24 protein-coding genes and 1 pseudogene are annotated in these 25,174 nt (G+C 38.8%); 11 read left to right on the forward strand and 14 right to left on the reverse strand.

Annotated elements, in window-relative coordinates; all coding sequences use genetic code 11:
- Positions 1-106: 106 nt before the first annotated feature.
- From TH67_RS04485 to TH67_RS04530, 10 genes are read right to left on the reverse strand one after another with little or no spacing between them, the layout of a single operon-like run.
- Positions 107-553 (reverse strand): hydrogenase 3 maturation endopeptidase HyCI, encoded by a 447-nt coding sequence (locus TH67_RS04485; RefSeq protein ID WP_072594541.1) that lies wholly within the window; start codon positions 551-553, stop codon positions 107-109.
- Positions 553-897: a formate hydrogenlyase maturation HycH family protein gene (locus tag TH67_RS04490; protein WP_021091884.1), complete on the reverse strand. Its 345-nt coding sequence runs from the start codon at positions 895-897 to the stop codon at positions 553-555. Before TH67_RS04490 ends, TH67_RS04485 begins: the two co-directional genes overlap by 1 nt.
- Positions 894-1,718 (reverse strand): NADH-quinone oxidoreductase subunit B family protein, encoded by an 825-nt coding sequence (locus TH67_RS04495; protein ID WP_021091627.1) that lies wholly within the window; start codon positions 1,716-1,718, stop codon positions 894-896. Before TH67_RS04495 ends, TH67_RS04490 begins: the two co-directional genes overlap by 4 nt.
- Positions 1,715-2,254 carry a formate hydrogenlyase complex iron-sulfur subunit gene (locus tag TH67_RS04500; protein WP_054197155.1) on the reverse strand — a complete coding sequence of 180 codons (540 nt, stop codon included), beginning with the start codon at positions 2,252-2,254 and terminating at the stop codon, positions 1,715-1,717. The genes TH67_RS04495 and TH67_RS04500 overlap by 4 nt, the downstream gene beginning before the upstream one ends.
- The gene (locus TH67_RS04505) at positions 2,251-3,987 is read right to left on the reverse strand and encodes a hydrogenase large subunit (RefSeq protein ID WP_072594542.1); all 1,737 of its coding nucleotides are present in this window, start codon (positions 3,985-3,987) and stop codon (positions 2,251-2,253) included. The genes TH67_RS04500 and TH67_RS04505 overlap by 4 nt, the downstream gene beginning before the upstream one ends.
- Positions 3,984-5,465 (reverse strand): hydrogenase 4 subunit F, encoded by a 1,482-nt coding sequence (locus TH67_RS04510; protein WP_072594543.1) that lies wholly within the window; start codon positions 5,463-5,465, stop codon positions 3,984-3,986. The genes TH67_RS04505 and TH67_RS04510 overlap by 4 nt, the downstream gene beginning before the upstream one ends.
- Positions 5,466-5,467: 2 nt before the next feature.
- Positions 5,468-6,112 carry a hydrogenase 4 membrane subunit gene (gene hyfE, locus TH67_RS04515; protein WP_072594544.1) on the reverse strand — a complete coding sequence of 215 codons (645 nt, stop codon included), beginning with the start codon at positions 6,110-6,112 and terminating at the stop codon, positions 5,468-5,470.
- 1 nt (position 6,113) lies between these two features.
- A complete protein-coding gene (locus TH67_RS04520; protein WP_072594545.1) occupies positions 6,114-7,034 on the reverse strand; it encodes a respiratory chain complex I subunit 1 family protein in 921 nt (306 codons plus the stop codon).
- A 9-nt stretch (positions 7,035-7,043) separates the two neighbouring features.
- Entirely contained in the window at positions 7,044-9,011 is a 1,968-nt protein-coding gene (locus tag TH67_RS04525) for a proton-conducting transporter transmembrane domain-containing protein (protein ID WP_072594546.1), read from the reverse strand.
- Between the two features lies 1 nt (position 9,012).
- Positions 9,013-9,582 (reverse strand): 4Fe-4S dicluster domain-containing protein, encoded by a 570-nt coding sequence (locus TH67_RS04530; RefSeq protein ID WP_072594547.1) that lies wholly within the window; start codon positions 9,580-9,582, stop codon positions 9,013-9,015.
- Positions 9,583-9,995: 413 nt separating this feature from the next.
- Between TH67_RS04530 and TH67_RS04535 the strand changes: the two genes are divergently transcribed.
- The 5 genes from TH67_RS04535 (at position 9,996) to TH67_RS04555 (ending at position 13,270) form a co-directional block, all read left to right on the forward strand.
- The gene (locus TH67_RS04535) at positions 9,996-11,081 is read left to right on the forward strand and encodes an MBL fold metallo-hydrolase (RefSeq protein ID WP_072594548.1); all 1,086 of its coding nucleotides are present in this window, start codon (positions 9,996-9,998) and stop codon (positions 11,079-11,081) included.
- 44 nt (positions 11,082-11,125) lie between these two features.
- Positions 11,126-11,413, forward strand: coding sequence for a hypothetical protein (locus tag TH67_RS04540; protein WP_072594549.1), 288 nt, complete (start codon positions 11,126-11,128; stop codon positions 11,411-11,413).
- Positions 11,414-11,674: 261 nt separating this feature from the next.
- Positions 11,675-12,220: a polymorphic toxin type 50 domain-containing protein gene (locus TH67_RS04545; protein WP_072594550.1), complete on the forward strand. Its 546-nt coding sequence runs from the start codon at positions 11,675-11,677 to the stop codon at positions 12,218-12,220.
- A gap of 12 nt (positions 12,221-12,232) precedes the next feature.
- Entirely contained in the window at positions 12,233-12,538 is a 306-nt protein-coding gene (locus tag TH67_RS04550; protein ID WP_072594551.1) for a hypothetical protein, read from the forward strand.
- Positions 12,539-12,982: 444 nt separating this feature from the next.
- A complete protein-coding gene (locus TH67_RS04555; RefSeq protein ID WP_072594552.1) occupies positions 12,983-13,270 on the forward strand; it encodes a hypothetical protein in 288 nt (95 codons plus the stop codon).
- Positions 13,271-13,369: 99 nt separating this feature from the next.
- Here the strand turns inward: TH67_RS04555 and TH67_RS04560 are convergent, their stop codons facing one another.
- The 4 genes from TH67_RS04560 to mnmG all read right to left on the reverse strand — a co-directional run bounded on the left by TH67_RS04560 (position 13,370) and on the right by mnmG (position 18,215).
- The gene (locus tag TH67_RS04560; RefSeq protein ID WP_072594553.1) at positions 13,370-14,413 is read right to left on the reverse strand and encodes a c-type cytochrome; all 1,044 of its coding nucleotides are present in this window, start codon (positions 14,411-14,413) and stop codon (positions 13,370-13,372) included.
- 2 nt (positions 14,414-14,415) lie between these two features.
- Positions 14,416-15,660, reverse strand: coding sequence for a cytochrome b (locus TH67_RS04565; RefSeq protein ID WP_072594554.1), 1,245 nt, complete (start codon positions 15,658-15,660; stop codon positions 14,416-14,418).
- Positions 15,661-15,670: 10 nt separating this feature from the next.
- Positions 15,671-16,174 carry a ubiquinol-cytochrome c reductase iron-sulfur subunit gene (gene petA / locus TH67_RS04570; RefSeq protein ID WP_021091707.1) on the reverse strand — a complete coding sequence of 168 codons (504 nt, stop codon included), beginning with the start codon at positions 16,172-16,174 and terminating at the stop codon, positions 15,671-15,673.
- A 175-nt stretch (positions 16,175-16,349) separates the two neighbouring features.
- A complete protein-coding gene (gene mnmG / locus TH67_RS04575; RefSeq protein WP_072594555.1) occupies positions 16,350-18,215 on the reverse strand; it encodes a tRNA uridine-5-carboxymethylaminomethyl(34) synthesis enzyme MnmG in 1,866 nt (621 codons plus the stop codon).
- Between the two features lie 171 nt (positions 18,216-18,386).
- Between mnmG and TH67_RS04580 the strand changes: the two are divergent.
- From TH67_RS04580 to TH67_RS04605, 6 genes and pseudogenes are all read left to right on the forward strand, one after another.
- A pseudogene (locus tag TH67_RS04580) lies at positions 18,387-21,838 on the forward strand (acyl-[ACP]--phospholipid O-acyltransferase).
- 224 nt (positions 21,839-22,062) lie between these two features.
- Positions 22,063-22,194, forward strand: coding sequence for a transporter substrate-binding domain-containing protein (locus tag TH67_RS04585; protein WP_257638038.1), 132 nt, complete (start codon positions 22,063-22,065; stop codon positions 22,192-22,194).
- 9 nt (positions 22,195-22,203) lie between these two features.
- Positions 22,204-22,956: an amino acid ABC transporter substrate-binding protein gene (locus tag TH67_RS04590; protein ID WP_072594556.1), complete on the forward strand. Its 753-nt coding sequence runs from the start codon at positions 22,204-22,206 to the stop codon at positions 22,954-22,956.
- A gap of 9 nt (positions 22,957-22,965) precedes the next feature.
- Positions 22,966-23,718: an amino acid ABC transporter substrate-binding protein gene (locus TH67_RS04595; protein WP_072594557.1), complete on the forward strand. Its 753-nt coding sequence runs from the start codon at positions 22,966-22,968 to the stop codon at positions 23,716-23,718.
- A 23-nt stretch (positions 23,719-23,741) separates the two neighbouring features.
- Entirely contained in the window at positions 23,742-24,410 is a 669-nt protein-coding gene (locus tag TH67_RS04600) for an amino acid ABC transporter permease (protein ID WP_072594558.1), read from the forward strand.
- Positions 24,410-25,147 carry an amino acid ABC transporter ATP-binding protein gene (locus tag TH67_RS04605; protein WP_072594559.1) on the forward strand — a complete coding sequence of 246 codons (738 nt, stop codon included), beginning with the start codon at positions 24,410-24,412 and terminating at the stop codon, positions 25,145-25,147. Before TH67_RS04600 ends, TH67_RS04605 begins: the two co-directional genes overlap by 1 nt.
- Positions 25,148-25,174: the final 27 nt, after the last annotated feature.

The raw sequence follows: 25,174 nt of genomic DNA on the forward strand, positions 1-25,174 counted from the left end.
AAGTTTAACACTTTGTAAAATCACTAAAGTCAAATCAATGCTTGCGATTAAAAGCAAAATTTTGCCTTTAGTAACCAAAAAGACTAAATTTAGCTATTTGCTAAATTTAACCGACTAAATTTTTATCAATCTCTACAATTCTTAAAAAAGCTTTTCTGGCACTTTTTTTAGCCTGCTCGCTTAGTCCTTCTTCAAAATTTAAGACATTTTCGAGCAATACGCTAATGCCTAAAAAAAGCGTCTTTGGGCAAATTTTTCGCAAATAGCTTAAAAGCACTGGCGTTGGGAGGTTGTGAGTTGAGTAGATGTAATCTCTATCGTCACTTAGGTCGAAAAACTCTATCTTATCCTCATCAAAGCCGCTCATCGCATCAACTACTATCAAGATATCAGGTGCAAATTCTCTAATAGCTGAAAATTCATTCTCAGGCACATCTTGCCCAAAAAAGACCTTCCATTCTTTTAGCTCGTGCTCCACGATGCGACCTACTTCATTGCCCACATCATCATCGCCACGCATAGGATTACCGATGCAAAGGATGGCTTTTTTCATCAAAAGTCCTTCCTAAGCACGATATATCCCTCTTTTAAATTTGCCAAAATTTCTTTAAGCTTACACTCACAAAGCTGCGGCAAGAGTTTAGCGATATGCTCGGCAAAAATTTCAACTTCAAAATATTTGCTTAAATTTCCGATTTTAAATTTCACGTATTCGCCTGAGTTTTTGATCATCTCGTCAAATTCCTCATCGCTTAGCTCTAAAATTTTCTCGCTAAAATCAATCGTGCCAACGCCATGTCCCACGCAAGTGGAGAAAATTTTTATCTCCTTTAGCTCGCGTGGAAGCTTGTCGTTGTCGTCCATATGCCTTTTTGTAAGCTTATAAACTTGTATCATCTCTTACTCCAAACCTCGCTATCAACGTCTATCGCAAAGCTTTTATCAGCTTTTGCATATTTTAGATAGACATCATTATGCAAAAGCCCCATGCACTCAGCATATCTAGGATCTTCCTCTTTTTTGATAGCTGTAAGCACAGCCTCTCTTGAAATGCTTGGGTCATGGACATCTTTTGAACATTTGATAGCATTCATATATTTTTCAAAAAGGATTCTACCAAAGATATAGCTCATTAGCCTTCTACTTTCAGCTTGCAAGTCACGCTCAAACAAGATATCGCCTATGACCGACTTCTCAACTGAAGGTGGCAATGTGTTATCTTCCTCATAGCTTTTTTTATGAAGTTTTTGATCGATGATACCAAGAGCCATGCCAAGGCCGTAAATAATGCTTGCTGGATGTGGAGGACAGCCTGGGATATAGACATCGACTGGGATTATCTTATCGATGCCACCCCAAACGCTATAAGCGTCATGGAAAATTCCGCCACTGCTTCCGCACGCACCAAGAGCAACTACGATCTTAGGATCTGGGGTCGCCTCATAAGCACGAAGAAGTGGATAATACATCTGTCTTGTTACAGGACCGGTGCAAAGCAAAATATCAGCGTGTCTTGGGTTTGCTACAAGTTTAAAGCCAAAACGCTCAGGATCCCACATCGGCGTAATAGCTGCAAAAATTTCTATCTCACAGCCGTTACAGCTTCCGCAGTCGATCCTATAAACGCTAAAGCTTCTTTTGATATTTTTTAGATGCTCTAGCTTTGCAGTTAGATCATTTGCTGTTTTTATGTCCTCTGGGACTTGATATAGACTCATTTTATAGCCTCCTCAATGCCTTTTGTTAGCCTCTCAGCAGATTGATTTTTCTTGCACTCTGGGCAGATATAAAGGTAGTCTTTTGCCTCTTCGAGTCTGCCTGGGAGTAAATTTGCTGTGCCAAGCTTTTCAAGGGTGAAATTTATAAGCCTTTTTGGTGTAAATGGCTTGCCACAGCATTTGCAAGTTTGCATCTCAAGCTCACCCCTTTGTATAAGAGCGCTCTTGTCAAATTTAACCGCAAGCTCAAAGCTATCGCTAAGTCTTACAGCTCCAGTTGGGCAAACCTCATCGCAGCGACCGCAAAATATACAACGTCCGCAGTCAAATTCCCAAACAAGCTTTGTTTGCTCCTCGTTCATCTTAAGCTCTATCGCGTTACTAGGGCAAGCGATACCGCAAGCTGCACAACCTATACAAAGATCGTATGTATAGTTTGGCTGACCACGGAAATTTTCAGGAACAATATATGGCTCAAATGGATAGGCGTATGTCGCCTTTCCATATTTTTCTGTGATGTCAAATAACTTCATCATCTTAAATCCTTTTTACTAACCCCGCCATCTTGACAGAATTTTTTAAGGTCTTTCTCTGTTAAAATTTTGCTCTTTTTAGTCCTTACATCGACTAATGTAACACGCTCTGTACATGAGTAGCAAGGGTCAAGTGAGCAAACGATAAGTGCTGCGTCACTTATGTTGTTTCCTCTAAATTGATATCTTAGGCTTGGCCAGTTGTTATAAGTAGCTGCTCTACATCTCCAGCGATACACTTTTTGAGCACTTCCTTGCATGATCCAGTGGACATTCTCGCCACGTGGTGCTTCATCATGACCAAGTGCAAAATTCTCAGGTTTGATCATAGTCACAGGATCGATCATGATCGGAGTTTGAGGCATTAGCTCAAAGCATTGGCGGATGATGTGGATAGAGCTTTTTAACTCTTTATATCTAACCATCTCGCGAGCAAAAACGTCGCAACCATGCTCAACTGCTACTTCAAATTCTATCTGTTTAAAGAAGTCGTATGGGTGATCGTAGCGGTTATCGCGTTTAAAACCAGAGCCTCTCATATTTGGACCAACTGGGCTAAAGTCACGTGCTATTTGGCGGTCTAAAATACCCACACCTTTCCAGCGACCGATTTGGCGTTTATCCTCCATAACTGCGTCCCAAATTTCTGAAATTTGAACGTCAAGTTTATTTATGATCTCGATGCCTTTTTTGATCTCTTGGTTTGTCATGTCACGTCTTAAGCCACCCATAACGACATTGCCGTATGTTTTACGTCCGCCAGTTACAAGTTGAGCTAGCTCCATAGAGTACTCACGAACTCTAAAGATGTGCATGAAAGCGTTGTAGTTACCAGTGACCTCACAAGCTAGACCGATATTTAAAAGGTGGCTGTGAAGACGCTCGATCTCAAGACAGATGACACGTATAGCTTGAGCTCTTAGTGGAATTTCAAGCTTGATAGCTTTTTCTGCTGCTTCGATACAAGCAATGGCGTGAGCATAACCACAAATTCCACAAACACGCTCTGCAAGATAGCCCATTTGATCATAGTTCATTCTGTTTTCAGCTAGCTTTTCCATACCGCGGTGTTGATAAAAGAGGCGGTAGTCAGCGTCGATGATCTCGTCGCCGTCGCAGAAAAGTCTAAAGTGACCTGGCTCATCTGAAGTAATATGCAGTGGTCCAAGTGGCACATCAACTACTGCATCACCTGTTGGGAACAAAAACTCAGAATCAGGCTCATCTCTATGGTCAACTGGATCAGGGCGGTAGCGATAATCCATCGCATCTTTTCTAAGTGGATGAAGTCCATCTGGCCAGTCATCACTTAAAACTAGACGCCTTTTATCAGGTAAACCTTCAGCTACAAGGCCGAACATATCATAAGCTTCTCTTTCGTACCAAACACAAGCTGGCACTAGCGGAGTAACTGATGGAAATGTCGGATCGCTTCCTGGAATAAGCGTTTTAACAGTGATAAAGCACTTATCCTCAGGTGCAAAGTCGTCCGCCTCAGTCAGCTTGCTACCTTCCATTGAGATAGCATAGTAAAGCGCAAAGCTGCCATTTATCTGGCGCTCATCATTTGGTATCATAGTGCTTATGAAGCCGCCGATATCATAATAAAGTGTTTTAACAGCTAGTGGAAGATCATTTCTATCAACCAAAACTGTGATCTGATCGTCTGCTTGACGAGTTACTTCTAAAATTTTTACCTTGGTTTTTAGGATTTCAACAAATTTATCGCCTCTCATTTTAAAGCTCCCATCATTATATTAACACCGTTATCTACTAGCGTATAAAAGCTATCTACGTGCCATACGCCAAAGATTATGATAAGGGCACAAAGTGCTATAAGAGGTAAATTCTCTAACAAACTCATCTCTTTATTATGAACAACCACACCTTTTGGCTCGCCAAAGCTTGCCATGTTAAAGTGTGCAAAGTCAGCTATGAAAATAACTGCAAGCGCAATAGCAAATAGCGCAACTGCGATGTATTGACCGCTTGTGATAGCTCCTATAAAGACGTTATACTCGCTAACAAATATAGCAAATGCTGGAACACCAACAAGTGAGCAAACAGCCGCGCCAAACATTATAGTGGTGATCGGTGCGATCTTAACCATGCCGCCCATCTTACTCATATCTTTGTGGCCGTAAATTCTTGCTATGTTACCTGTTGAGCAAAATGCCAAAGCTTTTGTAAAGCTGTGAGCCAAGCAGTGGAATATCGCTGCAAATAGACCAAATTTACCGCCAACACCAAGTGCAAATGCGATAACGCCCATGTGAACGATTGAGTGATATGCAAACATTCTTTTTACGTTGTGTTGTCTTATTAGGAAAAATCCTGCTACAAAAAGAGTGATAGTTCCTGAAACGATCATTATGCCCTCAACAAAGCTAAATCCAACTGCTTGAGCTGTGATAGCGTAGTATCTTAAGAGCGCTAGCATCGCACATTTTAAAAGTACGCCTGAAAGCAAGGCTGAGATAGGTGCTGGACCTTCAGCGTGAACGTCTGGTAGCCAAGTGTGAGTTGGAGCAAGACCAGCTTTTGTACCAAAACCAATTAGAGCAAATACAAAGATAAGTTTTGCCGCATCTGGGTTTAAATTTTTAGCATTTGCCATTATTCCAGAAAATAGCATAGAAGCTTCGCCATCTCCTAGAGTGCTAAATGTGGCTGAGTATAAAAGAACAGTCGCATAAAGTGCAAATGCTAGACCGATTGAGCAAAGAACTATGTATTTATAGCCACTCTCTGTTGATTTTTGATCTTTGTGGATAGCGACCAAAAACACAGAAGCAAGAGTTGTTGCCTCGATAGCTGCCCACATAAACGCAACGTTGTTGCAAATAACACTTAAAGTCATTGTAAAGATAAATACATGGCTTAGTGCATAATATTTTTTAAGATCGCTTAAGTGGATGTGTCCATCTTCAAGCTCCCATCTCATGTAGTGGATAGAGTAGAAATTTACTATAAATCCAGTCACAGCGATAAGCACCAAGAAAACACAGCCCAAGCTATCTAAAAACAAAAATTTATCAAAACTATAAAAAGTTCCGCTACTTAAGACTTTAAGAACATTGTTAAGTAAAGCCACCGATGTCGCAGCAGAAAACAAAACGTGAAGTCCGCTTAATACCGCATAATTTTTAGGACTCAAAAACAAGACCAAAGCACCAAGGAGCGGTAAGATAAGTATTAAAGCTAAACTATCCATCTCTAACCCCTTAAATTTGAAGCTTTAGAAGTATCTAAGCTATCATAAGCTTTATAAAATCTAATCGCTAAGACACTCATGATGATAACGGCAAATATCGCATCTGTTAAAATTCCAAGCTCGACTAACTCATGTGAGTTATAAGCCATTAGAGCAAGGCTTAGGTGGATACCGTTTTCAAACAAGCAGTAAGCTAGAATTTGTTTTATAAATGAGTTTCTTAGCATAAAACCAAAAATTCCCATCATAAAGACCGTTCCAGCAGCGATTAGCATGATCTCTTCTTTGATAAGAGAGAATTTTAAAAATATAGGGTGGATACTCATTGAAAGAGCTAGAGAAAATCCCATAGCAATAACAGGACTTACAAAAAATCCACCAACTGGCTCATCTTCGCTAACTACGCCAAGTTTTTTGATAAGCCAGAATAAAATTCCTGGCACAAGCAAAACTTTGGTAAAAAATGCAACTATCGCCCAAGTTTTGAGCTGCTCGGCGTTAAATTTCTCAGATAGCAAGAAAAATATGCTAACTAAAAGTAGTGTCTCAATCGCATAAGCGATGATTGAGAGTTTCAAGCTTCTAAGACCAAAAACTGCAAGCGAAGTTACGATCATGCAAATGGCTAAAATATCAAGTGTTTGCATCTCACACTCCTACTACATAAAGTGTTAGTGCAACAAACGAGATAGCAAGTGCACCAAGCGCATTTTTGCGTAAAGATGAAGTCATTTTAAAGCGTGGACCAAAGTTGTCTATAAAGACAGCTGCTACGTAAAATACTCCGGTTTTTATCACAAAAATGATGATAGCTAAGAAAGGATTGCTAAAATTCCATGGCTCAAATATAGTTAGGAAAAGTCCGATCATAGCAAACTGTTTTAATATAAGTGATGCTTGAACTAAACCAAGGTCGCTACCTGCGTACTCGCCAAGCAAGCCTTCTTGAAGCTCTTGTTCTGCTTCAGCTACGTCAAATGGTTTTCTGCCAGTCTCAACATACATGCACCATAAAAATGCGATAGAAGCTACGGCAAAACTTGGGATCTGATATCCGATAACACCGGTTTTTACCATCTCTTGGATCTCAATTAAATTTGATGTTTTAGCTGCAAGCATTACTACGATTAGACACATAATCATAACTGGCTCGACATATACGCCTAGCATTTGCTCCCTGCCGCCGCCTGTTGCTGCAAATGGGTTGCCGCTATCCATTGAAGCTGCACCAAATACAAATCTAAGCAATGCGCCAAGATAGAGGATCACAAATATATCTGAATACGCTCCAAAAACAGTATCTTTGCTATATGTTATAGGTATAGCAGCTAGAACTGCAGCTGAAGTTGCAAAAAGGAAAAATGGAGCCCATCTAAATACCCAGTGAGAGCACTCAGGCACAGTTCTTCCTCTTCTAAAGAGTTTTATAATATCGCGATATGTTTGAAAGAAATCGCTACCTTGTTTTGATTGAAGTCTAGCTCTTAGTTTTCTTGCCATACCATCAAACAAAGGAGCTACCAAAACGATAACGACTACTTGAAATATCATTAAAAGTATAGTTTGCATTTTCGTCTCCTAAACTAAAAAGTAGCCCACAGCAAGTATGGCACATAGATAAACTAGGATATAAAGCGTATAGACGTTTGTGTATCCGCTTTGAACGATGCCAAGTTTATCGGCAAATTTCATACACCATTTGATGACTGGTTCATAAAACATTCCCCACCAGATATCTTTTGGATGGTTGTGATATTCAACCGCGTCAAAATAATTTCTAGTAACGATCTTTTTATCAGCTCTAAATAGCCATTGCATGATCTTTCTAAGATCGCCTGTAAATGGACCACCTGTCATTTGCATACGTGAGCTATATTTAAAGCCACAAGCCCAAGGATCAGTCTCGCGTGGTTTATCTCTATTTGCTTTCATAACAGCAAGGATGATAAATGGCAAAATCATAGTCGAACATAAAACTAAAGCGATAAGCGGAGTTGAGATCATACTGCCTATTGGTGAAGTTACATTTATAGCACCAAGGCTAGCTTTATAGTCGCTTATAGCGATAGAATTTACAGCTTGCATGATGTAATCAACTATGTAGTTTGCGCCAAGACCAAAGCCAACGCAGCCTATCATTAGGATGATCATACCAAGAACCATGCCTATTGGGCTCTCTTTAGCATTTTCCCAAATTTTTTGATCTCTTGGAGTACCTGCAAATATAACAGCATAAAGTTTGAGGTGCATACCGACCAAAACGCCTGTTAGCGCAAGAGCTACGACGCCAAGCGTAAATGCATATCTAACTAATGTTCCCTCACTCATCGCACCTTGAAGCATACCTTGATATGTAAACCACTCTGAAACAAAGCCGTTTACTGGAGGCAAGGCTGCGATACCCATGATACCTATAAACATACCAAGGCTTGTCCATGGCATCTTTTTAGCAAGACCACCAAGGATGTCCATATTTTGTGTGTGAGTAGCGTGGATAACTGAGCCAGCACAAAGGAAAAGCAGACCTTTAAATATAGCGTGGTTAACTACGTGGTAGCAACCTGCTAGAAAACCTACTGCTGCAAGTGTTAAATTTCCAGCTGCAACGCCGTAAATTCCTGTGCCAAGACCTAGTAAGATGATGCCTATGTTCTCAACTGAGTGATAAGCAAGCAAAGCCTTGAAGTCGTGTTGGCAAAGAGCGTATAAAACACCAAATAGTGAGCTAGCTGCACCAAGAGCGAGTATTGTAAGGCCAAAATATGTGCTAAGTGGCAAGTAAAGTGTAAATTTAACTAATGTAAATAGGGCAACTTTGATCATAACGCCTGACATAAGGGCTGAAACGTTTGATGGGGCTGCTGGGTGAGCTTGTGGAAGCCAAACGTGAAATGGCCACATACCAGCTTTACTACCAAAGCCGACCAAAAATAGTGCAAATACAGCAGCAGAAGCACCAAATGGCATCTTAACACCCATAAATGCGCTAAACTCAAAGCTTCCTGCGTAGTAAGCAGTGATAAGCAAACCACAGGTGATACAAAATGCACCGATTTGTGCGATGCCAAGATATACCATAACCGCTTTTAGAGTGTTTTTACCATCATTTACTATGATAAGGAACGATGAGATAAGAGTCATAAGTTCCCATAAAACGACAAAGCAAAATACATTATCAGCGCTAATTACTAGAAGCATTGAAAGGATGAATGTATTAAACAAACATGCAAATACGCCAACGTTTGCTTTTTTGATGTACTCATCTGCATAGCTCATACCATAAACGCTGCTTGCAAATCCGATGAAAACAACGACAAAGCTAAAGAAATTTCCAAGTGGATTTAGCGCAAATTTTGGCGAATACAAAAAGCCATCCATAAGAGCAAAGCTATCGCTTACTCCCATATTTGCAACAAAGTGACACATCGCGTAAAAACAGCTTAAAGCGCTTAGTCCAAAACCAACCTTTACAGCGGCCTTTGGAGCACAATAAAGCAAGATGCTAACGACGGCACTTACAAGAAATAGCATATAAACCGTAGTCATCTTATGCTCCTTGTCCGTTTAAAATTTTAGTAGCAAACTTATTCGCTGCTTCACAATCTATCCTCTTGCCAAGTTTATGTTTGCCTTCTTCTGGATCAATCATAACAAGAGCACTCGTCGGACAGACATCAACACAGGCTGGTCCGTTCTCACGACCAAAACACATATCACATTTAACAGCGATATTTTTTGCACCTGATTGTGACTCTACCTCAAGGTTATATTTTGGCTCAACAGCGTAATTTACTGAAGGCATTAGCTCTGCACTTGAGCTTATCGCACCGTAAGGACAAGCGATCGTACACATCTTACAGCCTATACAAATTTCCTCATGGAGTTCGATGCAATTATCATTAAATCGCAACGCTCCGGTTGGACATACGTTCGCACAAGGGCCATCGTCGCATTGTCTGCACTGAGTCGGCATAACGCCGCTAGCCTCTCTTAATACGCTCAGCCTTGCACGTGACAGCTTACCGCGTTCATAAGCGCTCTTAAAACATGCAGCCATGCAGGTTGCACATCCTATACAGCGTTTATAATCGGCAATCACAAATTTATGTTTTTTCATAAATTCCTCCCATTAAACAAGGCTAAACTGCCCTGCTCACTTTTAAAGTGATGGTTAGTCACCAAAATAGAGATAGTTAAATTTTTATTTAACATCTCAAACGCTCCTTCCTAATTTTTGTAATAATTCTATAACTTACAATGAATAAATTCCGTCATCTATCTGACAAATTTTGTATTTTTAGAATTAAATTTTTATTTTATATATCTTTAAGATTATCTACTTAATATCGATTTTTAGGTATATCTATTTACTAAAGGATAATATTTATTAATAAAATTTTCCTATAAAGAGTAAAAATATCTTAATTAAGTTTAAATTTACAAGTTAATTATTTAAGCTCGGGTTAATTAAATAAAACTGAAATTTAAAAATCTAAAATATAATCCGACCTTTAAATTTAAAGGCTTTTTATGGAAATTTTTATAGTTATAGTTTTGCTTATTGTTGCAGTTTTTATTTTTATGAAATTTGTCCCTGTTTTTGGTGGCGCGCCAGACGCTAAAAGCCAAAAGCTGATAAAGGCTTCGCCAAATTTCAACGGCAAAGTTTTTATAAATTTAGAACCAACGATTGATATGGTAAAAAATAATCCGCAAGCATCTATGCTAAATTTCGTCCGCCAAGCACTTTTTCCACCAAAAGGTAAGCTACCAAAGCGACCTTTGCCAAATTTAAAATTTGATGCAAAAGCCCTCAAAAATGGCGAGTTTATCTGGCTTGGGCACGTTAGCCTCATCTGTAAGCTTGATGACAAAACCATCGTCACAGATCCAGTTTTGCACCGAGCATTTCCACTACCAATTGGCGGTAAGCCCTTTGCCTATAAGCATGCTATCACCGCTAGTGACTACCCAGATGTGATCGATATCGCCCTCATCTCGCACGATCACTACGATCATCTTGATCATAAAACGATACTCGAGCTAAAGGATAGAATTTGCAAGTTTCTAGTGCCGCTTGGTGTAAAAGCTCACCTTGTAAAATGGGGCGTTGATGAAAATAAAATTTATGAGTTTGACTGGTTTGGTAATCAAAAAATAGGAAATTTAAACTTCACGTTTTGTCCTTCAAGGCACTTTAGTGGGCGCACATTTAAAAGAAATACGACGCTTTGGGGTGGCTGGGCGGCCCAAAAGGCTGGCTTTAGCTTTTATTTTAGCGGAGATGGCGGATACGGCAAGCATTTTAAGATGATAAATGAGAAATTTGGCGCCTTTGATCTAGTTTTTATAGAAAATGGTGCTTACGGCGACGGCTGGCCTTACGTGCATATGAAGCCAGAGGAGTCGGCGCAAGCACTAAAAGATCTTGGTGCAAGGCTTGGTGTGCCGGTGCACTGGGGCAAGTTTGATCTATCTTATCATGCTTGGGATGAGCCGATCAAGCGTTTTGAAAAGGCAGCGACAAACCTTGAGCTAAACTACGCAACGCCGATGATCGGAGAAGTTTTCACTACCCAAAATCCGCCTAGAAAAAAGTGGTGGGAGAAAATTTAGGAATAAAATTTGCTGTAAATTTTAAAATCCAAAAGGAAATGCTGATGAAAATTTCTGAAAATTTAGCAAATTTAAAAAATGTCATCGATAAAGCTGAAAAAAACGACCTTGATATGAGCGCAACTGGAAGCTTTTTACAAAATTTAGAAAAAGCAAATAAAGAGACTGAAAAAATTTATAAAAAGCTAGAAAAAGAGCTAAAAAGTGACGCACAAATGTTTAAACAATTTGACTTCATGCAGATGATAACAAAGCTTCAATACGGTAACCTAAAGCCAAATGAACGTGAAAAACTGCTCAATAAAATGAGCAAGATTGCTAAGGAAATTTAGCCGTTTAGTGTGATTTTACGCGAGCTAAATTTGGCTGTTTTGCGTAAATTTATGTGGTTTTTTGCTGAGTAAATTTGCTTAAAAAATCAAATTTACTCGTTTAGAGGCTGTTTTCATCCTCACATTTGCCGTCTTTTCTTTTCTTGCACACTAAGCGCGTATGACACTATCAATACACAAAATTCCAGCAATTTTTAGAATTTCATGAACGAGTAATTTCGGTTCTGATTTTAGTGTCAAGCTTTTTGAGACCTAGAATTTATGGCTGAAAATTTTGTAGATAGTGTCTTAAGTGATCAAAGCTCTATAAATTATAAAAATTATCACGCACTAGGTGAAAATATAGGTTCTCTTGGAGCAGCTGGTAAAGCAGCCATAAAGGTAGGTAATAATTTATCGAATGTAAATTTAAGTAAAAAAGGTACAACGGCAGATAAAACAACAAATAATAATCTAAATTCTAATGGCAATGACGGAATAATTGTTGCTGAGGGTAAGAGTGTTAAGATAGATATAAATAAACAAAACAAACATATACAAGGAACCAATGAATATAAAACAGCCAATCAAAATGGCGTAACAAGAAGTATTTTAACAGAAGATGTAGAAAATCTTTTGCCAAAATTTGGAACAGGTCAAAAGGTGAATAGTGTAGAAATCGGATTGGCTGGTTCAAAAGAAAGAATAGATTTTGGAAAAGTAATTGGTTATTATATAGATGAAAATGGTAACAAATTGTCTACCACAAAAGAAATAGTTCATTATGGTAAAAATGGTGCCCATATTGTTCCGAGTAATCCAAATTGATAAGGGATTTGTATGAATGAAATAATTACTAAAATTTTATCATCCACAAAGAGAGCATTAAATGGCGAGACTACACAAAATATGCGTGCCGTTTATGTAACATTGGAAAACGACATAATAAAATTATTATTTATATATAATGGAGATATTACAGATGATGATTTGGATAATGTAGGATATATTTCTAGTTTAATTATTGCAGATTTTAATGAATACTTGATTGATGAAAAAGCAATAAGAATTGATTATCCAAATTTATTTTCTGTGCCGCAAAATTATTTTTTGGCATATAAAGGACAACGATTAGAAAATGACTAAATTCATAAATTTATCTTAGCACTTATCATTTTTATTATAACCGGTTGTGGTATTTCTCCAAATTTAAATGATACTAATGGCAATGAAGGAGCAAACGCAGGATATAAAATAACTACGAGCGCAGATACTTATAATAGGCAGCTTCATCAAAGAGAGATAGACTTTATAAACAATAAAAATAATATAGCAAGCTTTAAATCAAAGCTTCAAACTACAACAAATAAAATTTATAGCGACGATGAAGCAAAATCTATCCTAGCAAAAGCAGCGGTATCTTTAACGGATAAATCATTTAATGAAGCATATAGACAAAGCCTAAGCTCAAATGATCTATATAATATAGAACTAGCAACGAATTTCATAAAGTAAAGCAGCTTTTATAATACAAGCCTAGACAGTACGAATGCCTTTAATCCGAATAAGAAGCAATACGAGGATAGGTATATGTATGCTTCAAAGGCATATGACAATTCAGACTTTTACAAAGATAATTTGTATATTAAAACAAACCCCAGCATATTAGATTATACAAAATCAACCATATATGGTCTAGGTGGATTTGCAGTAGGTGGGATTGAAGGACTTGCTGATATAGGAAATATTATCTTGCATCCAGGAGATTCTATAAAAGGTTTAAATAATGCTTTTTATCACCCTATCCTAACAGCCAAAAATGTAAATGCAAACATACAAAAATCAGTAGTCAATTCTTGCGAGCGAATGGAATTTTAAAATTTGTAAAAAAGAATAAATTTAAAAAAGAATTCACATACCTATTTATATATGTAAATTTACCAGATAGGATTTAAGAGCCAAAGAGGCTCTTAAATTTTAGTGTAGTTCGCTCCAAACTTTGCGTTTCCAAAGCCAAGCAAAAATTCCTAATATAAAGAAGTAGATCATGACATAAAGCCCTGTACTCTCGCGCTCAGCCTTTTTCTTGTCGCCTACTTTTTGGATATAAGCTACCACATCGTCTTCAGCGGCTTTATTTAAACCAACTCTTGGCATTGCAGTACCTGGTAGCATCTTTTGAGTATCGTTTATAAATTTATGTAAATACTCATCGCCTTTTGAACGAATCATCATAGATAGATCAGGCGGGTTTGAGCCCATATAAGCAGAAAGACTTACTTTATTGCTAAATGCATATTTTTTGTCATATTTTATATCATGACATCTTTGACATGCATCAGCAAAAACCTTTTCTTCAGTGATCTTATTATTTGCCTTTTCATAATCAGCAGATACCTTTTTCAAATAAGCTACTATATCGGCAGTCTCAGCATTTATATCGCCACCAGCACCCATAAATGCGGTCATCGGAAATGGATGCTCGTCGTTAAATTTATGAGTTAGCTTTAAAGCCATATTTGGATTTTTAATGAGTGCAGCTAAGAATTTATCGTCATAAATTTTACCAGCGGTACTAAGATCTGGTGGCACTACACCAAAGCTTTGACTAGCTGTCTCAACATCCATACCAGCTGGCATACCTGCTGCTTCTATACCGTGGCATCCTGTACATCCTGCTGCTACAAAAGTATCAGCACCCTTTGTAGCGTCACCTTTTGTAAGATCAATAGAGTTAATGTCATTCCAAAATGCTGTATAGTCATCAAGAATTTTTTGTGCTACTTCTACATCTTTTGTAGCCGCATCTATACTTGCCTTATTTCCGCTAGCCTTAGCAGTCTCAAGTGCTGCCTTTTTTTGCTCTAAAAAGTGCTTTGCATAGTCAGTATCTTCTTTTGAGAAGTTATACTCAGCATTTGCAGTATGAGGGTGAAGCTTTGTGTGAGCATAAGGCTCGATACCCCAATATAAAACACCTGAAAGAATAACAACAATGGCAAAAATTTTAAGCTCTTTCATAATTAGCCCCTCTTTCTTTCAAGTATTGTTATAACTGGCAATGCAATTATAAATAAGAACAAGAATAGCAATGATGAATAAAATCCTATCCAGTCATTATAACCACCTGTTGGGAGCTTGCCATATATAGATAAAACGATAAGATCGATAACTAAGACCCAAAACCATATAAAAAATAGTGGTCTTTTGTGAGCTGGAGCTACAAGGTCGCTTCTATCAAGAAGAGGTATAAGCATGAATGCAACACCTGCAAACGCAAACGCGATAAGACCAATGTTATAAGCAGAAATTCCGGCTATATCAAAGAAGAAGCCACGTAAAATTTCATATTGCCACAAGAAATACCACTCTGGATAGATATGTGGTGGGGTTTTTAGTGGATTTGCTGGCTCAAAGTTGATAGGATCCATTGCAAAATTGAAGTGATAGCAAACAAGATAGATGACAAATATCATAAAGAATGATACATACATAAAGTCTTTTGCTAAAAATCCTGGCCAAAATGGTATAACTTTAGATTTCGCTCTATCGCCGTGTAGATACTCTTGTGCCTCTACTTCAAAGTCTATATCTTCGCTTGTTAGGTTATTAACGTGTGGAACTCTTAAAGAGTAGAAGTGAATAACCAAAACAGCTATTGTTACAAGTGGCAATAAACAAACATGAAGCATAAAAAATCTAGTAAGTGTTGAGTCGCCAACTGCGTAATCGCCTCTAATCCACTCAACTAAAGCATCGCCAATAACTGGCACACCACCAAAAAGCTGAGTGATAACAGTTGCCGCCCAGTAGCTCATCTGTCCCCATGGGAGCATATAACCACTAAATGCCTCTGCTGAAAAACAGATAAATAGCACCATACCGCTTATCCAAATGACCTCTCTGCCTCTTTTGTATGAACCATAGTAAAGTCCAGTAAGCAAGTGAATATACATAATAAGAAATATCGTAGAAGCTGAAACTGCGTGAATATGACGCCAAAGCCAGCCATACTCGACCTCTTGCATGATAGTATAATTTACGCTATCAAATGCTAAATTTACATCTGGTTTGTAATACATTAAAAGTAAAAAACCAGTAACAATTAAGAGCATAAAAAGCGTTGTTAAAATAACGCCCATTGCCCAAAGGAAATTTATATTTTTTGGAATCCAGTATTCGCTAACTAGAACCTTTATAAGTTTTGTAAAAGCTAGGCGTTGATCAAGCCAGTCAATAACGCCAGTTGATTTATGAGCTAAAGACATTGCTATCCTCCTAAGCTTTTGCTACTAATTTTTCGTATTCTGGGCTTGTTTCGCCTAGAACTAGCTTGGTTCCATCAATCTTAAATGGTGGTATATCAAGTGGTCTTGGAGGAGGTCCGTATGTTTGCATTCCGTCGGCATTAAATTCGCCGCCATGACAGGCACATACAAACATTTGTTTGCTTGCTTTATACTCAGGTATACAGCCAAGATGCGTGCAAAGTCCGATAAGAACTACATATCTAGCATCCCCTACGACAACATCTCTTTTGTCATTTTTAGCCATATCAGGACTTTTTTTGAGGATGAAAATAGGCTTTTTACGCCACTCAACCTGCCTCATTTCTCCATCTTTGATCGGACTTAGATCAACTGTTGTAAAACCAGCAGCTTTTACACTTGGAAGCGGATCCCAAGTCTTTTTAACAGCCACTAGTGACATAGCACCGCCGACAGCTGCCACAGCACCAAACGCAAGGCCGATAAAGCTACGTCTTTCTTGCTTTACTGACATTAAATTCCTTTCTATAAATAAATTCTTAACGATTATACTCTCAAAAAATTAAAAAAGTATAATTTCTAAATATAATCTGCAAAAATAATGTTAATTTTAACTTAAACGTAAATCTTGATTTTAAGATAAAAATTTTTAAGTTTTATGGCTTTTTGAACTAAACCAAAGATCAAAATCAGCCAAGCCTTTTCTCACTCATCTTTATATAAATATGTAAGATATCAATCGCAGCTGGCGTGATACCTGAGATTTCACTCGCAGCAAAAAGCGTAGGCGGTGCAAATTTCTCAAGCTTTTCGACCACTTCATTACTAAGACCACTCACACCTCTAAAGTCAAAATTTTCAGGAATTTTCACATCCATCATATCTTTCATTTTTTCTATCTGATTTTTTTGCTCATTTATGTAGTGCTGATATTTACACTCGGTTAAAATTTGATCCACACTCGCATCATCTAAATTTGCAAATTTCTGATCAAGCTTTCTTAGTTTCTCAGCTGTAAAGCTCTTGCGTGCGACTATCTTTTGAAGACTCACATTTTGGCTTATTGGCTCTTCATCAAGGCTAGCTAAAAGCTCTAAATTTTGCTTGCTCGGCGTAATTTGAGTATTGTTAAGGTAAGCAAGCCCATCTTTTAAATTTTGCCTGATAGCTTCAATTTCATTAAAAGTCTCATCATCAAGAAGCCCAAGCTCATGGCCATATCCGCCAAGCCTTAAAATGGCATTTTCCTCACGCAAAAGCAAGCGGTACTCCGCCCTACTTGTAAACATCCTATATGGCTCTTTTGTCCCTTTTGTCACAAGGTCATCTATCAAAACGCCGATATAGGCCTCATCACGGCGCAAGATAAGCGGCTCTTTGTTATCAAGCGAAAGCGCTGCGTTTATACCAGCCATTAGCCCCTGAGCGCCGGCTTCCTCGTATCCTGTCGTGCCGTTTATCTGCCCAGCCAAGTATAGTCCTTTTACTTTTTTGGTCTCTAAGCTATGTTTTAGCTGCGTTGGCTCGACGTAGTCGTACTCGATGGCGTATCCATGCCTTACTATTTTGGCGTTTTCAAAGCCCTTTACGGAGCGTAGCATCTGCACTTGCACCTCATAAGGCAGGCTCGTTGAAAAGCCGTTTATGTAGTACTCTGTCGCTTCAAGGGTCTGAGGCTCGATGAAAAGGTGGTGTCTATCGCGGTCGCCAAAGCGGTTTATCTTATCCTCGATACTAGGGCAATATCTTGGTCCTATGCCCTCGATCTGACCTGTAAAAAGCGGCGCTTTGTCGAAATTTGAGCGGATTATCTCATGGGTGATTTCGTTTGTATAGGCGATGTAGCATGGTAGCTGCGTTGGGGAGAAATTTTTAGTTCTAAAGCTAAATGCAACTGGCTTTGCGTCGCCATCTTGCTTTTCTAAAATTTCAAAATTTATCGTTTTTGCGTCGATCCTTGGGCATGTTCCAGTCTTTAGCCTGCCTAAATTTAGCCCAAGCTCCCTTAGACTAGAGCTTAGATCTTTTGCGCTTAGCTCGCCCACACGGCCAGCTTCAAGTTTGTTAAATCCAACGTGGATTAGCCCGTTTAAAAATGTGCCAGTTGTAATTATCACTTTTTTTGCGTTATAGATGTTATTTAGGTGGGTTTTAACTCCAGTTACTTCGCCATTTTCGCTTAAAATTTCAGTGGCGATCTCTTGAGAAATTTCTAAATTTGGAGTGTTTAAAAGCAAATTTCTCATATAAACGCGGTATCTATCCATATCGATCTGAGCGCGGCTACCACGTACTGCTGGACCTTTACTCTCATTTAGCACGCGAAACTGGATACCAACAGCGTCAGTCGTAAGTCCCATCTGACCGCCAAGTGCGTCGATCTCTTTTACAAGGTGCCCCTTTGCAAGGCCTCCGATGGCTGGATTGCAGCTTGCAGCGCCTATTTGCTCGGCCAAGATAGTGATCAGTAAAGTTTGTTTGCCCATTCTAGCAGCCGCAAGACTTGCCTCAATGCCAGCATGTCCGCCGCCAACGACGATGATTTCATAGTCCATGATAAATTTTTCCTTATTTTTGATAGGCGGATTTTATCAAAAAGCATATAAAATTTAAATTTTTTCAAAGAAATTTCACCACAAAATTTATGGCTAGAGTTTTTTATTAATGATATTTTAAATATTTTGCTGTTAGATTTACAAAATTTTAAATCCAAAAAGGCTTTATTCATGAGGAATTTACTAAAAGTCACTGGCTTTTTGCCCTACCTTGCGATCGCATTTTTAAACGCAAGCGTCGATCTAGCACACAAAATAACTATCCAAAACGTTCTTTTAAAAACATACGATGGCGACATACTTTTTATCCTAACAGCCGTCATAAATGCAATGATCTTGCTACCATTTATATTTTTATTTTCGCCCTCAAGCTTTATAAACGATAAATTCTCAAAGACAAAAGTCATAAGAATTTGTGCTATTTTTGGCCTTATCATTAGTGTTGCAGTACTTTTTAGCTATCTTGCAGGCGCTTTTGGCGTAGCCTTTGCTTTAACGCTCATACTAGCCGCCCAAAGTGCTATCTACTCACCAGCAAAATACGGCATCATCAAAGCCCTGGTCGGCCCTGAGCGCTTGGCACAGCAAATGGCATTATTCAAGCGCTCACCATCGTTGCGATACTTTTTAGCTCATTTTTATTTTCATTTATATTTGAAAATTTATACATCCAAGGTGAAAATTCAGAAGAAATTTTAAAAAGCGTCTATCCTATCGGCATCTTTTTAGTGATCTTTAGCGCACTTGAAGCGTATTTTGCCTATAAGTTACCTTGTATTGATGAAAAAGATGAAACAAGCGAAAATTTTGATATTAAAAAATATATTCGCCTTAGCTATTTAAGAGAAAATTTAAAAGAAGTAAGGTCAGATAAAAATATCTGGCTAAGCATCGCTGGACTTAGTATATTTTGGGGAATTTCTCAGATCATCATCGCAGCTTTTCCAGCTCATTACAAAGCCGTTTTTAATGACGACAGCTCGCTAGCGGTGCAAGCAATACTTGCAGCAAGCGCCATTGGTATCGCATTTGGATCATACGTGGCTGGCTCTATGTCAAAGCTTCACATCGAGCTTGGTATCGTGCCGATGGGCGCTATTGGTATATTTTTCTCACTTTTATTTTTCGCATTTGGTTCAAGCATTGGCGTAGTGAGCCTTAGCTCATTTGCATTTGGCTTTTTTGGTGGAATTTTTATAGTGCCGCTAAATGCGATGATCCAATACTTTGCCCCGCAAAAGACTACCGGCAAGATAATGGCGGCAAATAACTTCTTACAAAACGTCTCAATGTTGCTATTTCTAGCTATTGGCATAGGTTTAGTATATTTTAAAATTTCAACCACTGGGCTCTTTGTCTTTACAGCACTTGTCTGCCTAATCGGCAGTTTTTATGCTATTTTGCAGCTTCCACATCTTTTCACAAGGCTACTTTTACTGCCATTTTTAAAGACAAAGTACCACTTTTTTGTTGAGGGGCTTCAAAATTTACCACAAAGTGGCGGCGCGCTACTTCTTGGTAATCACATCAGCTGGATCGACTGGCTCGTGCTTCAAGCTGCAAGCCCAAGGGGCATAAGATTTGTCATGTATAGAACTATCTATAACAAATGGTATCTAAAGCAAATTTTTAAATTTTTTAAAGTAATCCCAATAGGCGCAGGGGCGAGCAAAGAGTCGATCGAGCTAGTTAGGGAATGCCTAAAAAATGGCGAAGTGGTCGCACTTTTTCCGGAAGGCCACATCAGCTATAACGGTCAGATAAATGAGTTTCAAAAGGGCTTTGAGCTTATCATCAGAGATCTAGAAGAAATTTGCATAGTGCCATTTTACCTTCGTGGCCTTTGGGGATCTAGCTTTTCAAGAGCTAGTAAATTTTATAAAGATCTCACTTCTAAAAACGGCAGACGCGACATCATCGTCGCCTTTGGCAAGCCGATAACCACATTTATAAACGCCGCAAAGATGAAGCAAAAGGTGCTTGAGCTTAGCTTTTCATCGTGGGAAAGCTTTATCTCAAGGCAAAAACCATTAACCGAGGAGTGGCTAAGCAACGCAAAAGAGAATAAATTTAAAGAGTGCGTGAGCGACAGCACTGGGTTAAATTTAACCAACTTGAAATTTATAACAGCTGTTTTAGTCTTTATCAAAATTTTCAAACGCGAGCTAAAAGATGAGAAAAATATAGGCATATTACTTCCTAGCTCAAGCATCGCAGCTATCGTAAATATAGCGCTTCTTGCCATGGGCAAAGTGAGCGTAAATTTAAACTACACGCTTAATGTTACCTCGCTAAATCACGCCCTAAGAAAGGCAGATATAAACACAGTCATCGCCTCTAGCAAATTTCTTGAAAAACTAGCGCTTAAAGGCTTTGATCTAAAAGATGCGATGAGTGGCAAGGCTAAATTTGCAGAAGATCTCTCAGCCAGCGTCTCAAAAAAAGAGAAATTTTTAGCGCTTTTAACTGCATTTTTTGCCCCAGTTTGGCTCATCAAGCTTTGCTATTTTAAGCGTGTAAGCTTAGAGGATACGGCTACCATTTTATTTAGTAGTGGCAGCGAGGGCGAGCCAAAAGGCATCGAGCTAAGCCACAAAAATTTACTTGCAAACATTAAACAAATAAGCGAACTTCTAAATTTCAAAAAAGATGACGTGATCTTAAACTCACTCCCAGTATTTCACTCATTTGGACTAACGGTCACCACGCTCATGCCACTTTGCGAGGGCGTAAAAATGGTAAGCGTACCTGATCCAACAGATGGAGCAACTATCGGTAAAATGGCGGCAAGACACAGCGCTAGCATCATCTTTGGCACCTCGACCTTCTTTAGGCTCTACACCAGAAACAAAAAGCTTCATCCGCTAATGTTTCAAAGTGCCAGAATGGTCGTAGCTGGGGCTGAGAAGCTAAAACCTGAGATAAAAGATGAGTTTAGACTCAAATTTGGCATAGAAATTTATGAAGGATATGGCGCGACTGAAACTGCGCCAGTAGCTGCTGTAAATATGCCAAATATCCTAGAAAAAGAGAGCCTAAAAGAGCTTACATTTAATAGACCTGGCAGCGTTGGTATGCCTCTGCCTGGCACCATCATCAAGATAATTGACCCAGAGACGCTTGAAGAGCTAGAAACTGGCGAGGACGGTCTCATCGTGATCGGCGGCTCGCAAGTAATGAAGGGCTATCTAAACGATGAAGCTAAAACAAATGATGTCATCACGCATATAGACGGCGTAAGATACTATAAAACTGGTGATAAAGGCCACATAGATGAAAACGGCTTTGTGTTTATCGTAGATAGGTATTCGAGATTTGCCAAGATAGGCGGCGAGATGATAAGCCTTGGAAGCGTCGAAGAAGAGCTTACAAAGGTGCTTGGAAACGACGTCGTCTTTAGCAGCGCAAACGTGTCAGATAGCAAAAAGGGCGAAGCGATCGTGCTTTTAGTAAAAAGCGGCACAGAGCCCAAAAATTTAGAGCAAATTTTAAAAGAGAGTAGCCTTGCTCCTATAATGATGCCAAGCTATATCTTCATCGTTGATGATATACCAACGCTTGCAAGCGGCAAGGTTGATTTTAAGGGCGTAAAAGCTCTAGCGGTCTCACTTTTAGCGGAGTGAGGCACCGCCCTCTTTTTTCGTGATAAAATGCGCCAAAATACTACCCAGATTGCAGTTGCGACTAATATTTGCATAAATCTTGAAATTTTTTGCAAAGAGTTTTATATAAAAATTTCTATTGCTTTTTAAATTTGGTGCAATTCGTGCGATTGTTTGCTAAATTCTACCTTTATAAAATTTTACTAGAAGATCATAAAAGATGATGCCATACAAATAGTGAACAAATGGGCTATAACGTAGAAAAAGGTAACAAAGAGCTACTAATTAAGATAAATTTTGCCCTAAATGAGCTTAGCAAGGAAGGAGCTTTAAGCGAAATTTCGCTTAAATACTTCGGCAAAGATATTTTTAAATAAGGAGAATCAATGAATTTTAAGCCCATTTTTGGCTTGATCGCAGGTGCTTTTTTAGCTTTAAATTTAAATGCTTCAACTATCAAAAAAGGCGAACTTATCGTCGCAACTGAAGGCACTTACTCACCTTACTCATTTTACGATGAAAAGGGCGAGCTAGTGGGATACGATGTAGATATCGCAAAAGCAGTAGCACAAAAGCTAAATTTAAAAGTCGAGTTTTTAACAGCTCCTTGGGATGCGATGCTAGCTGCATTTGATGCTGGTAAAGCTGATGTTGTGTTTAACCAAGTAAGTATAAACGAGGATAGAAAGAAAAAGTATGGTATGAGCGTGCCTTACACTATGCCATATCCGGTAATTGTCGTGCATAAAGATAACAACGACATCAAAAGTTTTGCTGATCTAAAAGGCAAAAAGAGTGTACACTCTGCTACTAGCAACTGGGCAGCGATAGCCGAGAAAAACGGCGCAACAGTGGTCGTAGCTGATGGCTTTAGCAAAGGCGTGGAGCTTATCATCTCAAAAAGAGCTGATGATACGATAAACGATAACGTTACATTTTTTGACTACATCAAACAACGCCCAAATGCGCCACTAAAAATCGCATACACAAGCAACGAGCCGATGCCAACAGCTGCAATCGTTAAAAAAGGCAACACCGAGCTACTAGAAGCGATAAACAAAGCGCTTGATGAACTAAAAGCCGAGGGCAAGATAAGTGAAATTTCGATGAAATATTTTGGAAAAGATATTTCAAAATAAAGGATTAAAATGAAATTTACAAATTTATTAAAAGTAGTAGCTGTGCTTGCAATGGCTCTAAATTTACAAGCAAAAACTATAAAAGACGGCGTGCTAACAGTAGCAACTGAAGGCACTTACGCTCCTTTTACATTTTATAATGATAAAAATGAGCTAGTAGGATACGATGTAGATATCGCAAGAGCAGTAGCGCAAAAGCTAAATTTAAAAGTTGAGTTTCTAACAGCTCCTTGGGATGCGATGCTAGCAGCATTTGACGCTGGTAAGGCCGATGTTGTATTTAATCAAGTAAGCATAACTGATGAGAGAAAGAAAAAATATGCTTTTTCAGTGCCTTATACTGTGACATTTGGTGCCATCATCACTAGAAAAGATAATAACGACATAAAAAGCTTTGCCGACCTAAAAGGCAAAAAAAATGCCGACTCAGCTACGAGCAACTGGGCGAAAGTTGCCGTAAAATACGGCGCTGAACACGTCGTAACAGATAGTTTTGCTAAAAGTATGGAGCTTCTTATATCAAGACGCGTAGATGCTGTCGTAAGAGACAACATCGTATTTTACGACTTCATAAAAGAGCGTCCAAACGCGCCTGTAAAGATAGCTGCCTCACTTGATGAAAAAGACTACACAGCAGCAGCTGTTAAGAAAGACAATGCCGAGCTTGCAGAGCAAATTTCAAATGCTTTAACTGAGCTTTCAAAAGAGGGCAAACTAGAAGCTATCTCAAAAAGCTACTTTGGCAAAGACGTCTCAAAATAAATTTATAAACCAACAAGGCAAAAATGGAAAATTTAGATAGAGTGATCGAGCTTGTTTCAAGCTCGACGCTACCGATGATTATCGCGCTTTTAAAAGTGACGATCCCTCTTACTTTGCTCTCGTTTTCGCTAGGGCTTGTCATCGCCATTATCACAGCAGTAGCGAGGCTTTCAAATATAAAAATTTTAAAATTTATATTTGCCACCTACGTTTGGATATTTCGCGGCACGCCACTTCTTGTGCAGCTTTTTATCGTATTTTATGGACTTCCTAGCATCGGAGTCACGCTTGATACTTGGAGTGCTGCTACTATAGCGTTTAGCCTAAACGTAGGTGCTTATGCGTCTGAATCTGTAAGGGCTGCCATTCTTTCTGTGCCAAAAGGTCAGTGGGAGGCTGCAACATCGCTTGGCATGACGCACTATCAAATTTTAAAACGTATCATCGCACCCCAAGCAGTAAGGATCTCGTTGCCACCGCTTTCTAACACATTTATAGGCCTTGTTAAAGATACTTCACTAGCAGCTTCTATAACGATGGTTGATATGTTTATGGTTGCTCAAAGGATCGCAGCAAGGACTTTTGAGCCACTCATCCTCTACATCCTAGCAGCACTTATCTACCTGGTGGCTTGCACACTCTTAACCTATCTTCAATCAAGGCTTGAAAAAGCTGTCTCAAGGTATGTCTAATGGCTATAAATTTTAAAAATATAAGCAAATCTTACGGCGATCATTTGGTGCTAGATAACATAAATACAAGCTTCAAAGAGGGGCAAACGACCGTGATAGTTGGCTCATCTGGTTGTGGCAAATCAACGCTTCTTAGATGCATAAATTTACTTGAGATCCCACAAAGTGGCATTTTAGAGGTAGATGATAGAGCTGTAAATTTTAAAGAGAAGCTTAGCTCAAAAAAGCTTTTAGAAATTCGTAAAAAAACAGGCATGGTTTTTCAAAGCTTCAACCTCTTCCCGCACCTAACAGCGCTTCAAAATGTCACCGAAGCTCCGATCTATGTTCAAAAAAAGGATAAAAACGAAGCGATAAAAGAGGCAAAAGAGCTTTTAGCTAAAGTGGGGCTTAGTCAGAAAGAAGATACCTATCCAAACAGGCTCTCTGGCGGTCAAGCACAGCGTGTAGCCATCGCTAGAGCCCTGGCCGTAAATCCATACTTTTTGCTACTTGACGAGCCTACAAGTGCGCTTGATCCAGAGCTTGAAGCCGAAGTTTTAAAGGTTATTTTATCTCTTGCAAAAGAAAAAAAGTCTATGATCATCGTCACTCATAATATGAATTTTGCTAGAAAGATAGCTGATAGAATTTTGTTTTTAGATAAAGGTGTGATCGCGTTTGATGGCTTGGTAGATGAGTTTTTCAATAGCCAAAACGAAAGAATAAAAAGCTTCATCTCAGCTATGGATATATGAAAATTTTAGCTAGATTTTCTAGCTAAA

The organism is Campylobacter concisus (assembly GCF_001891085.1).
In the GTDB taxonomy this organism is placed as follows: domain Bacteria; phylum Campylobacterota; class Campylobacteria; order Campylobacterales; family Campylobacteraceae; genus Campylobacter_A; species Campylobacter_A concisus_O.